We start from the raw sequence: 16,851 nt of genomic DNA, 5'->3' as shown, positions 1-16,851 counted from the left end.
GCTAAGCATCCCCGAACCTGTTTTATCCAGCCGATGTGTGGCAACGGAAGACACGCATCGGCGAGAGAACCCACACATCGAACCAGAGCTCACACAAAAAGGCGTGGCCGGAACAAGTCCAGCCACGCCTTATGCGTAACGAATATGCGTAATTAGAGTTCAGCCAAGCAAAGATCTAGCCGAGCGACAACGCGATCCCGTCCAGGATGTCGTGCTCAGACGTCACTGTGGTTTTCAAGTTGCCACCGGCTTGGGCAACGGCGGCCTGCACGCGCGCAACAACGGTCGACCACACGAGTGCACCCGCACCGATCACATCAACCCGACCGGGATGCATGAACCCGAGAGCAGCCCGCTCCCCTGAGTTCCGGGCCAGCAGATCATCGCACGCCTTTTGAACGTTCTTGAGCGGAAGTACCGCACCGTTGATCTGGTCGCGGTCATACTCCCGCAGTTTCAGCGCATGTGCGGTCACAGTGGTCACAGAACCAGCCAACCCAACGAGGGTTCCGGTCCGTTCAATCGGCACAACACGTGACGCCTCGTCAATTGCCGCGTTGATGTCCTGGGCAGCCGCAGCGATCTCCTCCTGAGTTGGAGGGTCCGACTGCAGGTATCGTTCGGTCATACGGACACAACCAACATCCATCGAATACGCAGCCAAAGGTGCGGAACCACCCAAAACAAGTTCAGTGGAACCGCCACCCAAATCGACCACAAGATAAGGCCCCGGATATTTGGAACCAAGCACGCTGACAGCCCCGCGGAACGACAGAGCCGCCTCCTCGTCGCCAGTCACAACCTCTGGTTCCACGCCCAACGCGGCCTTCACTCCAGCGACAAACTCGCCTCGGTTCTCGGCGTCTCGGGTTGCGGATGTCGCCACGAAGCGGATCTTCTGCACGCCATACGCCTCACACAACTGGGCATAGCGGACACACGCGTCAAGCGTGCGCGCAAGAGCCTCATCTGCGAGACGGCCAGTCTTGTCAACGCCCTGACCGAGCCGAACGACCTCCATCAACCGGAGATGGTCGCTCAATGTGCCCGAGGCTCCATCGACGTCTGCGATGAGCAGGCGGATTGAGTTGGTGCCGCAGTCGATGGCCGCGACACGAGTCTGGCCAGCGGGAATCGCTGGCGCAGTTTCGGGAAGATCAACAGATACGCTCATGGGCTCTACTTTTCCACTAGCATCTGACAGTGCCAGACGCACAGACAACGCGACCGCAGCCGCTCCTGACAGGGTTCAGCAACTGCAGACGTCGGGACGCCATTCATCCTTGATCATCTCAAGGGCCTCGTCGCCGAGTGGTTGGATACCCGGACCAGCGGCGAGCGCGTGACCAATCAGCACGTGCAGGCATTTGACGCGCACGGGCATGCCTCCAGCGGAGATACCTGCGATCTCCTCAACGTGTCCGAGGGTTTCACGGGCTGCGAGGTAGTGTTCGTGTGCCTTGTGGTAGCGGGCGGCGAGTTCCTCATCCTCCAGGAGGCGGTCCGACATCTCCTTCATGACACCGGCGGCTTCAAGGCGGCTGGCGTTGAGCACGGCCCCTGGGTGAGTCAGGTAGAAGGTTGTGGGGAATGGGGTGCCGTCCTCCAGACGCGGCGCGGTTTGAACCACGAGCGGTCGACCACACGCACAGCGTGCAGCGATGCCGACGACTCCGCGAGGCACGCGTCCAAGCTGCTCTTCCAGTGCCACGAGATCAGCTTCGGTCACCGCAAACGCGTCGGTTCCCACAGTTTTAGTCACGGTTCGTCCTTGCCGGTAGGTGTTTTCGCCAGCGTCCATTCTCTCAACAAACACCCGCTACCGGCACCGCCGAGATCACCCCAGTTCGTCACATTTGGATCTTGGCATCCCCTGCTGTGAGGACTCACGCAGATCGAGTTGATACTCAGTCGACTGAACTGCCCGTTGTGGTGTCCTCTGGTTCTTCGTCGTCCTCGGAGCCACTACCCGCAGCACCACCATCAGACACCTCATCCTCCGCGGGCTCACCGCTCTCCAGCAGGGTTCCGGTCCGTTGGATAGACTGCCACAGGTCCTCATACCAGGCTACGTCTTGGTCAGGAAACAGCGCTGGTGTATCGGTTGTCGCGCCAGGAACATCTTCCAGGTCGGCGTCGTTCCAGCCCATGACCCGGTATGGGGTTTCGCCGGGGAACACGAACGTGAGACGTTCCCGAGCCTGCGCGATGACGTATTTGTCGTCTTCCCAGCGAGCAAGTTCGTTGCGGAGGTCCTCGTTGATGGCCTGTTGCTGTTCGATGTCCGCACGGATTGCGTTGTTGGCGTTGTACTGCTTGAAGTAGTTACGCAGCACGGGTGTCACGATGACCGCGCAGATTGCCAAAGTCAGCGCAAGAACAACCACACGTGCTGTGGTGGTCTGTAGTAGACCAAAGTTTCGGTTGAGTGGTGCTCCAACCGCGTATGCCGAAACGCTTTCGGTATCCGGGCTGCGGGTTTCTCGAGCCGCCGCGGGTTTCTGGGGACGGCTTGGAGTACCTGACCCGCCACTTGCGCGCGGAGTCGTTTTTTCCTTGCCGACGATCCGGTCGCCTTCCCCACGACGCGGCGCCTTCGGCTGCGCATTGCGCGGGGTTCCGGTGGATAAGCCTGCCCGTGGTTGGCGTGGCACCCCCGTGGCCGTTCCCCGCGAGTTCGGTCCCGCAGACGGCACCTGGCCGCTGGACGGCCTGGTGTTGCGTCGCGCCGAGCGCGGCGAACTGCCGCCGGACGGGCGCGGTGCGTGGGGACGTTGGGGAGACATAACTGTAATCTTCCCAGTCGTGGCGCACGCCGGTTGCCCGCCACGCCGGATCCTAGTCCAGCCGCACAAAATCACCACACCGTGGAATGGCCCATTCGGCGATTGTTCATCTAAGCCCTGCCCCCTGAGATCCACTGTTGCCACGGATCCACTTCCACAGAAGTCGGGCACAGAGAAAGGGAGTCGACCCCGTGGGGTCGGCTCCCTTAACGCTCACGTTTCCCGCCGCGATACGGCAAGACTCAGAGTTCAGCCCTTGTAACGTGGGAAAGCGGACTTTCCTGCGTAAACTGCTGCGTCACCGAGCTGAGCTTCGATGCGGAGGAGCTGGTTGTACTTGTTGATGCGCTCGCCACGTGCTGGTGCACCGGTCTTGATCTGGCCGGCGTTGGTTGCAACCGAAAGGTCAGCGATGGTGGTGTCTTCGGTCTCACCGGAACGGTGGGAGGTCATTGCGAAGAATCCGGCACGCTGCGCCAGGGTCACTGCGTCGAGGGTCTCGGTGAGCGAACCGATCTGGTTCAGCTTAACGAGGAGCGCGTTTGCAGCCTTCTCCTCGATTCCGCGTGCGAGGCGCTCAGGGTTGGTTACGAACAGGTCGTCGCCAACGATCTGGGTCTTGTCGCCAACAGCCTCAACGAGCTTTGCCCACGATGCCCACTCGTCCTCGGACAGTGGGTCTTCGATGGAGACGAGTGGGTAGTCAGCAACGAGGCCAGCGTAGAACTCGATCATTTCGTCGCCGGTCTTCTCGCCACCTTCCCAGTTGTAGACGCCCTTGGCCTCGTCGAAGAACTCGGTTGCCGCAACGTCGAGTGCGAGTGCGACCTCTTCACCTGGCTTGTAGCCAGCCTTCTCGATTGCCTCGATGATGAGGTCGAGTGCTGCACGGTTGGACTCGAGGTTTGGTGCGAAACCACCCTCGTCACCAAGACCGGTTGCGAGGCCCTTGGCCTTGAGAACGGACTTGAGGGAGTGGTAGACCTCAGCACCCCAGCGCAGGGCTTCCTTGAAGGTTGGTGCGCCGATTGGAGCGATCATGAACTCCTGGATGTCAACGTTGGAGTCGGCGTGCGATCCACCGTTGAGGATGTTCATCATTGGGACTGGGAGGGTGTGCGCGTTTGGTCCACCAACGTACTTGTACAGTGGCAGGCCAGCGGACTCTGCTGCAGCGTGTGCGACTGCGAGCGAGATGCCGAGGATGGCGTTTGCGCCGTACTGGCCCTTGTTCGCGGTTCCGTCGATCTCGATGAGCTTAGCGTCGATTGCGCGCTGGTCCTCAGCGTCGAAGCCTTCCTCTACGAGCGCTGGGCCGAAGACGTCGTTGACGGCCGCAACTGCCTTCTCAACGCCCTTACCGAGGTAACGGGACTTGTCACCGTCGCGGAGCTCAACTGCTTCGAATGCACCGGTGGATGCACCGGATGGGACACCTGCGTGTCCGATTGCACCGTCTTCAAGAACAACCTCAACCTCAAGGGTTGGGTTACCGCGGGAGTCGAGGATCTCGAGCGCGCGTACGGATTCGATAAATGCCACTGTGGGGCTCCTTCAAGAGACTTGAACGTACATTCCAAGCCTACCGGCGTCACATAAGGCGACTAGGGCAATTCGTCCTATGCTTCTTACGTTCATAGGCACCGGTGTGCTTGTCCGTGCAGGCTACGGGCCTGCGGGCTTTAGGGGTGATCGAGCAAACTCGATTCGGCGCTGCGCACATCACGTTCAAACTCCGTGAGGGCTTGTCGTAATGCGCCTTCAGCGTCAACGCCTTGGCGTGCGGCTCGCCGCACGAGGTCCAAGAGTTCATTGCCGATTTTTACTGCGTCGTTACTATTGTCTACGTTTTCTGACACAGATGCCAGTGCGTTCACGATTCGTTCATCGCGGTTTACGCGGCTCACCATTTTCTGAGCGCGTGCGAGAGCGCCCATGGTGAGGGGGATTCCGTCGAGGACGGACTCGCGCTGCTTCTCCTGTTTCTTCAGCGCTTCCCAGTTCTGTGTGACCTCCACGGCGTCAGCAACCTGCACATCAGCGAAGACATGTGGGTGGCGGAAGCACAGCTTGTCAGCGAGATCCTGAGCCACATCGTCGATCCCGAACGGCTCGCCCTCGTGTTCTTGGGCGATGCGCGCATGGAAGAGCACTTGGAGCAGCACGTCTCCGAGTTCCTCGCGCATGTTGGCTCGGTCACGCTGCTCGATTGCCTCCGCGAGTTCGTGGCTTTCCTCAAGCAAGTACTTCACGAGGCTCTCGTGCGTTTGTTCCGCATCCCACGGACAACCGCCCTCTGAACGCAGTGTGTCCATGACTTTGATTGCGTCGGCGAGACCTTCGTGCGCTGGTTTGTTCACTCGTTCATTCAATCAGATGCCACTGACATACATATCAATTGCCGACGATACGGCTCGGTTCCAGCGTCCCCTCACCTTGCCAGAGCGCTTGGATGCGTCAGATAGGCGACGAGTGGGCTGGGGCCGCAGTACATCTGCGGTCCCAGCCCACTTATGCGGGGTGACTACTGGTAGTTCTCCCAAGCTTTGAAGGAGATCGAGACGTTGCGTGAGGCAGTATTTTGCCTGCCCCAGTTATCACTTGTGGTTGCCGTGATCTTTACTGAAGCAGTGTGTGCATTGCCAGAGTAGTTCCAAACCCTCAACTTGATTTGGTAGCGACCGTTACCAAGGTGCTTGACATCCGTTAGCCACTCCTCAGTCCACGCACCGTAGTTGACCTTGTTATCGGAACCTGCAACAACCCAAGCAATTGGGGCCTTACTGAACTTGTTCGGCTGGGCCTTTACGTACAGTGTGATGTATCCGTTCCCATCGGACGTCAACGTTGCCTTTGGGTCTTCGATCTCAAGGCTTGGGGCAAGGTCAGCCGTGGAAGCCTTCTTCCAACTCGTCCATGAACCCCAGCCTTTTTGGTTCCATGCGCGCACTCGCACCTGGTAGGCGGTTTTCTCCTTGAGCCCACTCACCGTAACAGTTGGGCTTTTCACGTGGGTGGCGTCCACGGTCATTGACTTGGATTTCTTACCCACCTCACGGTACTCAACCTGGTATTTTGCAACCGGCGCCCCGGCACTGGATGGGCGCGTGAACTTTACTTTAAGAGCACTATCAGCGCTGCTGATACCCAGTTTGGTGGGCGCTTTGGGTTTCTTGGCTACGGATGCTTTGGTCTGTACCTTAACGTTTGCTTTACCGCCCGAGACCTTGGAGAACGCGAACCGGATGCCCTCGGGACTGCGCCACGATTCGCCAGCAGCAAGCGCGTCGTTTGTGTTGCGCCCACCTGGGCGAACGTCTAACACGACTGGGGCAACTGCACCGTAACTTTTAAGGCTTGTGTCAACTAGACGGATCTGGACGCCAGTGGCGTACCCGCTCAATGCAGTCTTTCCATTCTTGCCGTCGCGGTACTCTACCCAGTAGGAGCGTTTAGAGTTCACTTTGACTCGGACGGCTTTGACGCCACTCTTCTTTGAAGTTATCGCGCGCAGCGAGTAGGACTTTGAGGTCTTCTTTTTTGTGGTGTTAAAGGTTCTTTTCTGGGATGCTTTCAGCCAGCCCACTCGGTCCAATTGCGGCCCCGGTAAGTAGGAGAAGTCGCCGTGACCCATCACGTCACTGTAATCACCGTACTCGCGAGAGTTGCACTTCTTGAGCGATGTCAGCGTCACTTTTCCTTTAGAACAAAGCAGTGAGTTTCCATGCGGCAGGCGTAGGTTGTGTCCGATCTCGTGAGTGAGCACGTACGCATCAGTAGGACCTGCCATGACAGCAACTTTTCCGCCTAACTCTGCCTCTCCTGAGGCCAACTTCTTTGATTTACACGAGTTGGATGGAAGCCGAACGATCATGTGGTCATACGAACTACGTTTAATCTTGTTCTTCTTGAGGATGCCGCTGAGGGATTTTGATATACCGTAGACGCTCGCCGTACATCCTGCACCAGCAGGCTTCTTGATCTTTTGCCACTTGAGAGTCTTACTCACGGTAAGACGGACTTTCCCGCCAGAGACTTCATTGAAGTACGCGTCGGCTTTTTTTACGTGTTTTTTGGTTGCTGACACGTCGTTCTTCGGTTTTTTGGCGCCTTTCCAGTACACAGGAACGATGAGTACTTTTCGGGTCTTTTTGGCCTTCTTTGCCGCCACACCGGGGCTAACACGAGCCGTGAATGCGGCCCCGCTAGGTGCTAGCGCTAGGGTATTGATACCTGAGGCGTGGGCCGGTGTAGTAACGGCATGTGTGCTAACAGCCTGGGCAGGGACGCACAGTGTTGTGAGAGTGACAGTTGCGGTCGCAAGTGCTGCAAGAACCTTGCGTCTGTGGTGTTTCGTTCCGCTGTGCGTGCTCATATCCGTACCCCTTGCTATCTTCTTGTGTGCTATCTGGATTCCAGATGATCATTCCCCAGAGGAAACACTGTCAGATGGAACAGTTCCACGGCCAATTTTCCTCTTTGTTTAGAGCTTTTTCACCCTCTAGAAGAGCCGCGAGATGAAAAGATTCTACTCGCGACTCTTCTGGAATTAACGAGTGTTTAGACTGGTAGAAGCACCTAGGAGCAGATGTTTCTGGTTCGCTTGCGGTAAGTGATGATCCTGCCTATCGCAACGAGTTGTCGCGCCTGGGTCAATCACGAACAGACGTGTATTTCAACTACACGGGTTACCCGCGGTGACTTGGCCATCCTTGACCTGAACAGCCGTACCCGACAGCGAGTAATCGCTGCCAGAGTTGTTGTCCCAGGTACCCGAACCATTGTTGAACGCCGCAGTCACCCCAGCACCATTGGTCGTAATGGTCCGCGACACCCAACCGGAACACGCAGCGCTCAACGATTCACCCGGCGCTGCGGTCCACGCACCAGAACCCACCCGGTAGTGGACGTTGTATGCATTCCAGTTCTTGTTCGTGGAGTAAAACACCGTTGTCGTGTTGGTCGAGCCGTTCGAATCACACGGGTTACCCGCGGTGACTTGGCCATCCTTGACCTGAACAGCCGTACCCGACAGCGAGTAATCGCTGCCAGAGTTGTTGTCCCAGGTACCCGAACCATTGTTGAACGCCGCAGTCACAGTAGAACCATTGGTCGTGATGGTCCGGGACACCCAACCGGAACATGCAACGCTCAACGTCTCCCCCGGCACAGCGGTCCACGCACCAGAACCCACCCGGTAGTGGACGTTGTATGCATTCCAGTTCTTGTTCGTGGAATAGAACACCGTAGTGGTGTTGGACTCTCCTGAGCCGCCGTCACCACCCGAGCCGTTGTCTCCGCCACCGGATACGGCATTCACGTGCAGAGCCGAACCGCCATAAGCGGGTACGGTCACCGTCACCTTGCCATTACCGCCAACGGTCCAGGTCTTGTCGCAACCATCGCCTGCCACAACATCGCAGTACGTGCCAGCAGGCAGCGAGGTCTGGAACTCACTGGTCACGGAGTTACCGGTGTTGTTGAGGACCACGAAGCCCTTGTCACCACGACCGTATGCCACAACGTTTCCGCCCTGGGTCTGCCAGTTGTTGAGTGCGGTGCCCGCAACGGCGTTGTAGAACCCGACCATGTTCTTGATCTCTGGCCAACGGTGGGCACAGGTCCATGCGGAGTTGGCGCAGTTGGCATCGATGACCTCACCGGAGCCGGTCTGAGGTGCTCCTGCGTCATGGTCGGTGAACGTGTACCCGGTGTAGACGGCTGGCGATCCATATGGGTAACTGAGCATGAACATGTTGGCGAGCTTGTACTTCGCTCCCCACTTGTAGTTCATGGTCTCGCCGTTGCGTTCGGTGTCGTGGTTGTCCACGAATACTCCGGCGTTATTGCTGTTCAGCAGACCCCATCCCGTCCCGATGTTCTGCAGTTCGGAAATGTTTCCATCGAATTTGTCTTTCAGCCCACGCGCATAGTTGAACTCGTGCGAGTCGCCAGAACCGAGGTATTCGGAGGGTTGAATCGGTTCTCCCTGTGCACCGATGACCTCGTGCACCCAGTATAGGTTCTTTGCCACCGTGGTCTTGGACTTGATCGCCTCAAGGTCCGCCGCTGGCATGTGCTTGGCGGCGTCGATGCGATATCCGGCCACTCCAAGGCTTGCCAGATCGTCGAGGTAGGCCGCGATCTCACGTTGCACGTAGTCCGAACCGGTCGCCAGGTCCTGCAGGCCCACAAGACGGCAGTTCTGGACTTGCCACCGATCCCCGTAGTTGGAGATGTTGGACTTGCAACTGTTGAAGTCCTGCGGCCCGTATCCGCCCTCTGGTCCGGGGTACTGCTCGAGTTGGAACTGCGTTCCAGCCCAGCCGACGCCTCCGGTTTGGCCGGTCATATGGTTGATGACCGCATCTGCAATGATGCCGACACCAGCGTTGCTGCAGGTCTGCACCATTGCAGCGAACTCTGCTCGGGTTCCAAGCTTCGATTCGATCTTGTAGCTGACCGGTTGATAGGAGGTCCACCATTGGGAACCTTGAATGTGTTCCTGGGGCGGCGACACCTGTACGTAGGCGTATCCAGCCGGTCCCAGAACGTTGGTGCATTCCGTTGCGATTGAGTTCCAGGTCCACTGGAACATGTTGACGATGACGTTGCCGCGGTCCTGCCCGTTGGGCGTTGTCGCGGTTGCCGCAGTCGGTCCTGTGACCGATAGTGCTACGGCGCCGACCAGGGTCAGCGCCGTAGCGAGTGCGGCAGAGATTACCCTGCGCATGTGTCTCCTCATTGAGATGTTGTGTGCATCCTTCGTGCAGCCACGATGGCTGCGATTCCGGCGGCAAGTAGCACCGCCGAAAGGGTCAGCACGAAGACGGTCAGCGTGGTGCCTGTTTTGCTGAGTTCGCCCGCCTCGTCCTGATCCTCGTCTGTTGTGAGGGCATCGCCTGCGACGCCCCTGTCAGTCTCATCGGTTTGGGCGTTGTTCTGATCGCTTTGCGACGAGTCGGTTACGTCATCATCCGCCACTCCCGCTCCGTTGTCGGTTACGTCTGGGCCCTCTCCCCCACCTGCAGAGTTGTTGCCCGTCCCAGAGTTGCCACCGGTATCGCTACCGGATGATCCGGTTCCGGTACCCGAGTTTGTGTTTCCGTCAGTCCCGTTACCCGTACCAGACCCGCCGCCATCCGAGCCGTCATTGCCGCCGGAACCTGGGGTGTCGTCGTCAATACACGGATCTTGCTGGCTGACCGACAGGTCAGTAGCAACCGCTACAACCGGCGCATCAAATGTGAAGTTCCCGCCGCCCGCCGTGTTCAGCCACTCGAGGCCATCATTGCTGGCAGCGCCGTTATTGAACACGCCGTTGAGTCCTGTCCGTGCGTCTATCTCGAGGCCGTACCAGCCCTCACAGGCCACATCCATAGGAGTGCCCGGAACCGCAGTCCATTCGGAGCCAGCACCGTAGTGGAGGTTGTGTGTGGCCCATCCGTCACGGGCAGCGAGAAACACGCGAACGGTGTCGTACTCAGGAGCCTCGGGGATGACTGGCTCTTCTTCCTCTTCGGGAAGTTCTTCCTGACCAGCGCACGGGTTGCCCTCGGTCATGACCTTGTTGTCGACTGCCACCACCGGCCCGTAGGTCGAGTAGTTACCGCCACCGTCAGGGTTGTCCCACGTGTCCCCACCGTTGTTGAACACGAACTCTAGTTCATCGCCATCAGTTGCAATGGTCTTGCGGACCCATCCCTCACACGCAGGTGACATGCGCTCGCCTGGGACCGCAGTCCATCCCTTGATGCCGTGTCCATAGTGAATGTTGTGGGTGGTCCAGGCTGGGTTGACTCGGTAGTAGACCACGATGTTCTGGCTGTCCGTCGAACCGCAGGGGTTCGCATCCACGGCGACACCGTGGGAGAGCGTCACATGCTCACCCGAGATGTTGTAGTTTCCGCCACCCATCGGGTTGTTCCAGTCACCCGCTCCATTGGTGAGAACTCCGACGAATGGCCCGGTTGTTGGGACAGTGACCGCGTACCAGCCTTCGCAGACCTCGCTCATCTGGTCTCCCGGGGCCTGGGTCCACCCACCCGACGCATTGTGGTGCAGATAGGCCTCTGCCCAGCCCGAGTACTTGTGGAAGTACACAGTTGTGGTGGTGTTGGCATAAACGGGATCACCGGTGCGGGTCGAGTGCTTCGTCCACAGCACCACGGACTTTCCTGCGGCGGCGGTGATGTCGACGCTTCCATCCGCGCCAACCGTGAAGGTCTCATCACAGTCCGTCAGATCACGCGCGGCAATAACATTGCAGTAGGAGCCTTGAGGAAGGCTGGTTGTGAAGGTATGGTTCACCGATGCATTCGTGTTGTTGAGGACCACGAAGCCCTGTTCACCACGGCCATACCCCACGACGTTTCCACCGTCGAGAGTCTGCCAGTTATTGAGTCCGGTTGCCCGCACGTCGTTGTAGAAACCGACCATGTTCGCGATTTCCGGTTCGCGGTGGATACAGGTGAAAGCACCATCGGAGCACTCAGCATCGAGCACCTTTCCGACTGTGTCCTGTGGCGCACCGATATCATGTCCGCCATTGGCGTGTTCAAATTCGTATCCTGTGTAAGCGCTCGGAGAACCGTACGGATAGGAGAACAAGAATACATTCGCGAGCAGGTACTTGTTGCCCGCATGGTAACTCAGGGTTTCCCGGTTGCGCTCGGTGTCGTGGTTGTCCACAAAGACGCCTGCTCGATAGCCTTCCAGCAGATCCTGATTGGTCGCCAAACGCTGTAGCGTGGAGATGCGGCCGTTGAACGCCCGTTGGAGGGTCCGGCCGTAGTTGAATTCGTGGGAGTCGCCCGAGCCCAGGTATTCCACTGGCTGGATCGGCTCGCCACCAGATCCGATGACCTCGTGGACCCAGTACAGGTTCTTTGCCGCCGTGGTCTTGGACTTGATCGCCTCAAGGTCCGTCGCTGGCATGTGCTTGGCGGCGTCGATGCGATATCCGGCCACGCCGAGGCTGGCCAGATCATCAAGATAGTCCGCAATCTCCTGCTGCACGTAGTCCGAGCCCGTAGCCAAATCCTGCAAACCTACGAGGCGGCAGTTTTGTACGTCGTGGCGGTCGCCGTAGTTGCTGATTTCGGTTTTGCACTCATTGAAGTCCTGCGGTCCGTAACCGCCCTCTGGACCTGGGTAGTTTTCTTCGGAATACTCGGTTCCAGCCCAGCCGATGCCCGGCTCGGTTTGACCGGTCATGTGGTTGATGACCGCGTCCGCGATGATCCCGACGCCTGCATCTCGGCAGGTCTGAACCATGGTTGCAAACTCTGCGCGGGTTCCAAGTTTCGATTCGACCTTGTAACTGACCGGCTGGTAAGAGGTCCACCAGGGCGCGCCTTGCGCCCCGAGAACACCAATGATGTGTTCCTGCGGAGGGGAGACCTGGACGTAGGCGAAACCGGCAGGCCCGATCACGTTCGTGCACTCGGCAGCGATTGAGTTCCAGGTCCACTGGAACATGTTCAGGATTGCGTTGTCACCCTGATCGTTTGGCGTGGTGTGCATGGCGATTCGGCCTGCCGCGAGACCGGCTTTTCCGCCTGTGAGCGTCTGTACCGCCGTACTGGCTGCGGAGATTGTGGGTGGGGTGGGTACCGCAGCGGCGGCCTGAGACGTGAACGCGAGCGAAAGCACAGCAGTAACTGCAATTGCCTTGAGTCGTGTTCGCAATCCTGGCTGCGCCACCGAACGTGTTGCACGCATCTGGTGTTTTTCTCCTCATTGAGTTCCAGCGTTTGCGTCGATGCGCCACGCGGTGCGTGGAAGACGCTTGGAAGCGCGTTTCGGGGGCAAGGTAACGACGCCTCGAAAGCGCATGAGGTTGAATGTAAACGGTCTGCAAATTGATTGCAATGGGTGCAACAACTTGCAGAATCGCTCAAGCGAGCGAATTCATCCCATGTTGAAAAGTGGAAGGGTTTCGCTTGCAGAACTTCTCCGCCACATACGCAAGGACGGCGATGTAATGCGGATTCCAGGCCGATTCTTTTCAACGGCACGGTTCGATTGAAAGGAAATCTTGGGAAATCGACTGTCCACGCATCTCGATATTTGAGATCGCGGACGGGTTTTCCTCATGCTTCCCGCCTGCCCGACTCGTTGGGGCCAAAAGGGTCCGGGTGCATACATTTAGGTTGCGCACCCGGACCATTTTGGCCCCAACGAGTTTTGAGACAGCGCATACCTCTGCCCGCAGGCAACGCAAGGATGTTACTGAGAAAGGGTCATACAGTAGGAAGTTGCGGCACCGCGGCGAGAAGCTTCTTGGTGTAGTCCGCCTGCGGGTTCGTGAGCACATCACGTGTCGCTCCGGTCTCCTCGATCACGCCGTCACGGAGCACCACGGTCTGCTCGCACAGTTGCCCGACAATCGCCATATCGTGCGACACCATGATCAGGGTCATCCCGAGTTCGTGCTTGAGGCGCTGCAGCAGTTCGATGATCTGCGAGCGCACGGACACATCGAGCGCGCTCACCGGTTCATCGGCCACAAGCACCTGTGGTGATGGTGCAAGGGCACGCGCTATCGCGATGCGTTGGCGTTGACCACCTGAGAACTGCGCTGGATATTTGCTTGCTGCGTCCTCGTCAAGTCCGACCCAGCGCAGCACCTCGTGCACGCGGGCCGTGTGGTCCCCGGGGATCGACAGCGAGCGCAACGGCTCGGCGATGATTGCGCCGACGTTCATCCGCGGGTCGAGCGAGGATCGTGGGTCTTGGAACACGATCTGCACGTTGGATCTGAAGTCGCGCATGACAGCCCGGTTGCGGTGCGCGAGTTCGTCTCCCCGATACAGCACGCGTCCCGCCGATGGCCTGTCAAGGGCCATGAGCAGTTTGAGGATGGTGGACTTTCCAGCACCGGACTCGCCCACGATTCCCATGCTTTGTCCGGAGACCACCTCAAGCGACACGTTTTTAAGCGCGTGGGTTGCATCGTTTCCACGCCCAAATGTGCGCGACACATTGTCGAGCCGTAGGTATGGCGTCATACTGTGCCTCCCGGCTGGTCGGTGCTGTCCGCTGGGTTGTTCCTTGAGGCGCGCGCTGTACTGCTTGGCGACGATCCAGTCACATCCCAGCGTTCCGCACTCTCTTCGATGGGGCTTTTTTGGTCCGGGTGCCCAGACAAAGTAGCCGCATCCGGATCATTTTCGGCCCTTCGAGTATGAGGAGATGCACTCACAGAAGCGTGAAGGGTGAGGTCGTGGGAGGTGAGGTCGTGAGGAGGATGCAGGGTGATGGCTCGGGCAGCATCGAGCAGGGTACGGGTGTAAGGGTGCTGCGGTGTGCGCAGTGCCTGTGCCACGGTGGTCTCCTCGACGACTCGGCCGTTGCGCATGACCACGAGCCCTTCGGCGACCTTCGAGATCACGGGAAGATCGTGGGAGACGAACACGAGCGTCGTGCCCGTCTTGTCGATGACCTCGGAGAGCAGGTCGAGGATTTCGGCCTGCACGGTCACGTCGAGTGCAGTGGTGGGTTCATCCGCGATAAGCAGTTCGGGCTCGCAGGCCAGCGCCATTGCGATTGAGACGCGCTGACGTTGACCGCCCGAGAGTTGCCACGGGTAGGAACCAAGAACTCGATCCACTTCCCGCAGCGAGACCAGTTCGAGAAGCTCGCGCGAACGTGCCACGATCTGGCTCTTGTTCAGCGAGGTGTGCAGCTTGAGCGGTCCGGCGATCTGCTTGCCCACCTTCATGAGTGGGTCGAGCGCAGTGAGCGGTTCCTGGAACACCATCGCGATCTGGGCACCGCGCACGTGCCGGAGTTCAGATTCCGGTGCGCCGAGAAGTTCCCTGCCATTGAACTGGATTGATCCCGTGGCCTTCATGCCGTGTGGCAGTAGTCCCAAGATCGCCTGAGCAGTCAGCGATTTACCGGAGCCGGACTCCCCGATGATGCCAAGGCGCTTGCCGGAGTCAACTGACCACGAGATGTTGTCGAGCAGGGTTTTGCCACCCGAGGTGGTGACCGTCAGGTCAGTGATGACGAGGCTCATCGATCTCCCCTTAAGCTCGGGTCGAGGCGTTCGCGCAGGCCGTCGCCCAGCAGGTTCAGTCCAAGTACAGTCCACGCGATTGCGATACCGGGTACAAGGGCAGCGATCGGCTGGACGGCGAGAGTGGACTGCGCCTCCTTGAGCATTCGACCCCAACTTGCGGCGGGTGGTGGGGCTCCCAGCCCCAGGTAGGACAGGGATGCCTCAGCGAGGATTGCAGTTCCGCCAAGGATCATGAGCTGCACGAGCAGCATCGGCAGAATATTTGGAATCACGTGCCGCACGATGATTCCCACCCAGCGTGTACCCGAGGCGATGGCGGCGGTCACGTAATCCTCGCGCAGCACGCGTGCCGCGTTGATTCGAGTGATTCGCGCGATCACCGCGGAACCGGAGATACCGATTGCGAAGATGGCCGAACTCAACGATGCCCCGCGAACAGTCACGATAAGCATCGCGAGCAGCAGCGTGGGGAACGCGATAAGCAGGTCCACCAGGTTCACGAGCGCAATGTCGAGCCACTTCGTGGTCGCCGCGGCCACGATACCGATCAGCACGCCGAGCACTCCGGCAATCGCAACAGCCGACACGGCCACGATCAGAGCCGACTGAGCACCCACCATCAACTGGGTAAACAGGTCACGCCCCAGCCGGTCTGTTCCAATCCAGAACTCCCCTGACGGTGGAGCCAACCGTGTACCGTCTCCGACGGAGTCCAGCGGATACGGCGTCCATGCAAAGGACACCAGCCCCATCACGACTGTCGCCAAGGCCATGATCGCTCCAGCGACCAGAGACGGTGGAAACGCCCGGCGAGTCTTCTTCACTGCGGCACCCGAGTGCGGATCGCCGGACGCCGAGGGCCCAAGCCCAACCGGCTCGTCGGCAATGGCAACAGGTACGTTCTCGATACCGCTCATCGCTGGCCTCCCCCGGATACCGAAGACAACCGCAAGCGCGGGTCAATCGCGCGTTGCAGCAGATCAATCAGGAAGTTCATGATCAACACAACCGCGGTCAGCAGGAGCACCAGCGACTGCACGACCGGGAAATCGCGCGACACAACAGACTGCAACAACAGCGAACCCAGCCCGGGAAGCGCGAACACGTTCTCAATGACAACCGCCCCCAGCAGGGACGTAGCCAACTCGATACCCAAAATCGCGACCACGGGAACCGCACCATTACGCAACCCATGTCGCGCCAACGCACCCCACCGGGAGTACCCCAGCGAACGCGCCGTACGAATGTAGTCGGCATCCAACACGTCAAGCGTGGCCGAACGGACATAGCGAACCATCACGGACGACATCGCCACCGCGACAGTGATGACCGGCAAGATCAGAGACTCAATTGCCTTACCCGGCTCAGCCCAGCCCTGACGCGGGAACCCGCCAGCAGGCAGCACCCCGGCATTCAACGCGAACACCCACACCAGGATCACGCCAACCCAGAACACCGGGATAGCCAACCCCAACTGCGAAATCGCCGAAACCGCAACACCCACAAACGAATTACGGTACACGCCCGCGATGACACCGAGGGGAACAGACACCAGAACCGAAAGAATAAACGCACCCACAGACAGCGGAATCGTCACATTCAACTTCGACACGATAAGTTCGGAGACCGGGAGCTTCGAGATGAAGGCAGTCGTGCTGCCCGAGAAGATCGAGCCGATCCAGTCGAAATACTGGCTGGCCAACGACTTGTTCATGCCGAGTTCGTTACGCAACTGCTCCAGTTGCTCAACAGTCGTACCCGGACCGAGCAGCGCACTCCCCGGGTCACCCGGCAGCAGACGCAGCACCGCAAAGATCAAAATGCTGGCAACCACCAGCGAGACGATCAGCGAGCCAAGCCGAACCGCAATGAATCTAGCCATGGCGACGTTCAGTTCTTTCTCAAGACACACGCGCGGCAATCGCCACACGCGACAGTGTGATGCCTGTTGAGAAGATCAGTCCCGACTCGTGCGGGATGATCTCGTTTCCAGCTCATGCTCAACGCGGCAAAACGAAGTAGATAACGCAACTATGA

The 16,851-nt window shown here is 58.9% G+C and carries 12 protein-coding genes; all 12 read right to left on the bottom strand.

Annotated features, from left to right (window positions below; translation table 11 throughout):
- Positions 1-175 precede the first annotated feature (175 nt).
- The 12 genes from ACFSYH_RS11985 to ACFSYH_RS11930 all read right to left on the bottom strand — a co-directional run bounded on the left by ACFSYH_RS11985 (position 176) and on the right by ACFSYH_RS11930 (position 16,696).
- On the bottom strand, positions 176-1,174 hold the full coding sequence (locus tag ACFSYH_RS11985; RefSeq protein ID WP_377467219.1) for a Ppx/GppA phosphatase family protein: 999 nt from the start codon (positions 1,172-1,174) through the stop codon (positions 176-178).
- A gap of 75 nt (positions 1,175-1,249) precedes the next feature.
- Positions 1,250-1,801, bottom strand: a complete 552-nt coding sequence (locus ACFSYH_RS11980) for a DUF501 domain-containing protein (protein ID WP_377467218.1) — start codon at positions 1,799-1,801, stop codon at positions 1,250-1,252.
- Positions 1,802-1,907: 106 nt separating this feature from the next.
- A complete protein-coding gene (locus tag ACFSYH_RS11975; protein WP_377467217.1) occupies positions 1,908-2,786 on the bottom strand; it encodes an FtsB family cell division protein in 879 nt (292 codons plus the stop codon).
- Positions 2,787-3,035: 249 nt separating this feature from the next.
- Positions 3,036-4,328 (bottom strand): phosphopyruvate hydratase, encoded by a 1,293-nt coding sequence (eno, locus tag ACFSYH_RS11970; protein ID WP_377467216.1) that lies wholly within the window; start codon positions 4,326-4,328, stop codon positions 3,036-3,038.
- 140 nt (positions 4,329-4,468) lie between these two features.
- Positions 4,469-5,146, bottom strand: coding sequence for a MazG family protein (locus ACFSYH_RS11965; protein ID WP_377467215.1), 678 nt, complete (start codon positions 5,144-5,146; stop codon positions 4,469-4,471).
- Between the two features lie 164 nt (positions 5,147-5,310).
- Entirely contained in the window at positions 5,311-7,161 is a 1,851-nt protein-coding gene (locus ACFSYH_RS11960; protein WP_377467214.1) for a fibronectin type III domain-containing protein, read from the bottom strand.
- A 300-nt stretch (positions 7,162-7,461) separates the two neighbouring features.
- The gene (locus tag ACFSYH_RS11955; protein WP_377467213.1) at positions 7,462-9,519 is read right to left on the bottom strand and encodes a carbohydrate binding domain-containing protein; all 2,058 of its coding nucleotides are present in this window, start codon (positions 9,517-9,519) and stop codon (positions 7,462-7,464) included.
- Positions 9,520-9,527: 8 nt separating this feature from the next.
- Positions 9,528-12,509 (bottom strand): carbohydrate binding domain-containing protein, encoded by a 2,982-nt coding sequence (locus ACFSYH_RS11950; protein WP_377467212.1) that lies wholly within the window; start codon positions 12,507-12,509, stop codon positions 9,528-9,530.
- Positions 12,510-13,030: 521 nt separating this feature from the next.
- Complete coding sequence (locus ACFSYH_RS11945; RefSeq protein WP_377467211.1) at positions 13,031-13,798, bottom strand: ABC transporter ATP-binding protein; 768 nt, start codon at positions 13,796-13,798, stop codon at positions 13,031-13,033.
- The gene (locus ACFSYH_RS11940) at positions 13,795-14,811 is read right to left on the bottom strand and encodes an ATP-binding cassette domain-containing protein (RefSeq protein ID WP_377467210.1); all 1,017 of its coding nucleotides are present in this window, start codon (positions 14,809-14,811) and stop codon (positions 13,795-13,797) included. Before ACFSYH_RS11940 ends, ACFSYH_RS11945 begins: the two co-directional genes overlap by 4 nt.
- Entirely contained in the window at positions 14,808-15,731 is a 924-nt protein-coding gene (locus ACFSYH_RS11935) for an ABC transporter permease (RefSeq protein WP_377467209.1), read from the bottom strand. Before ACFSYH_RS11935 ends, ACFSYH_RS11940 begins: the two co-directional genes overlap by 4 nt.
- The gene (locus ACFSYH_RS11930; RefSeq protein ID WP_377467208.1) at positions 15,728-16,696 is read right to left on the bottom strand and encodes an ABC transporter permease; all 969 of its coding nucleotides are present in this window, start codon (positions 16,694-16,696) and stop codon (positions 15,728-15,730) included. Before ACFSYH_RS11930 ends, ACFSYH_RS11935 begins: the two co-directional genes overlap by 4 nt.
- Positions 16,697-16,851: the final 155 nt, after the last annotated feature.

This window comes from Populibacterium corticicola (assembly GCF_042683685.1).
Taxonomy (GTDB): domain Bacteria; phylum Actinomycetota; class Actinomycetes; order Actinomycetales; family Cellulomonadaceae; genus Timonella; species Timonella corticicola.
The sequence above is the reverse complement of the archived record's forward strand: the minus strand, read 5'-3'. Positions and strand labels throughout refer to the sequence as shown.

What these genes read in the sequence shown, in the direction of transcription:
- ACFSYH_RS11985 (WP_377467219.1), bottom strand. Translation starts at nt 1,174, where the DNA reads ATGAGCGTATCTGTTGATCTTCCCGAAACTGCGCCAGCGATTCCCGCT.
- ACFSYH_RS11980 (WP_377467218.1), bottom strand. Translation starts at nt 1,801, where the DNA reads ATGGACGCTGGCGAAAACACCTACCGGCAAGGACGAACCGTGACTAAA.
- ACFSYH_RS11975 (WP_377467217.1), bottom strand. Translation starts at nt 2,786, where the DNA reads ATGTCTCCCCAACGTCCCCACGCACCGCGCCCGTCCGGCGGCAGTTCG.
- ACFSYH_RS11960 (WP_377467214.1), bottom strand. Translation starts at nt 7,161, where the DNA reads ATGAGCACGCACAGCGGAACGAAACACCACAGACGCAAGGTTCTTGCA.
- ACFSYH_RS11955 (WP_377467213.1), bottom strand. Translation starts at nt 9,519, where the DNA reads ATGCGCAGGGTAATCTCTGCCGCACTCGCTACGGCGCTGACCCTGGTC.
- ACFSYH_RS11950 (WP_377467212.1), bottom strand. Translation starts at nt 12,509, where the DNA reads ATGCGTGCAACACGTTCGGTGGCGCAGCCAGGATTGCGAACACGACTC.
- ACFSYH_RS11945 (WP_377467211.1), bottom strand. Translation starts at nt 13,798, where the DNA reads ATGACGCCATACCTACGGCTCGACAATGTGTCGCGCACATTTGGGCGT.
- ACFSYH_RS11940 (WP_377467210.1), bottom strand. Translation starts at nt 14,811, where the DNA reads ATGAGCCTCGTCATCACTGACCTGACGGTCACCACCTCGGGTGGCAAA.
- ACFSYH_RS11935 (WP_377467209.1), bottom strand. Translation starts at nt 15,731, where the DNA reads ATGAGCGGTATCGAGAACGTACCTGTTGCCATTGCCGACGAGCCGGTT.
- ACFSYH_RS11930 (WP_377467208.1), bottom strand. Translation starts at nt 16,696, where the DNA reads ATGGCTAGATTCATTGCGGTTCGGCTTGGCTCGCTGATCGTCTCGCTG.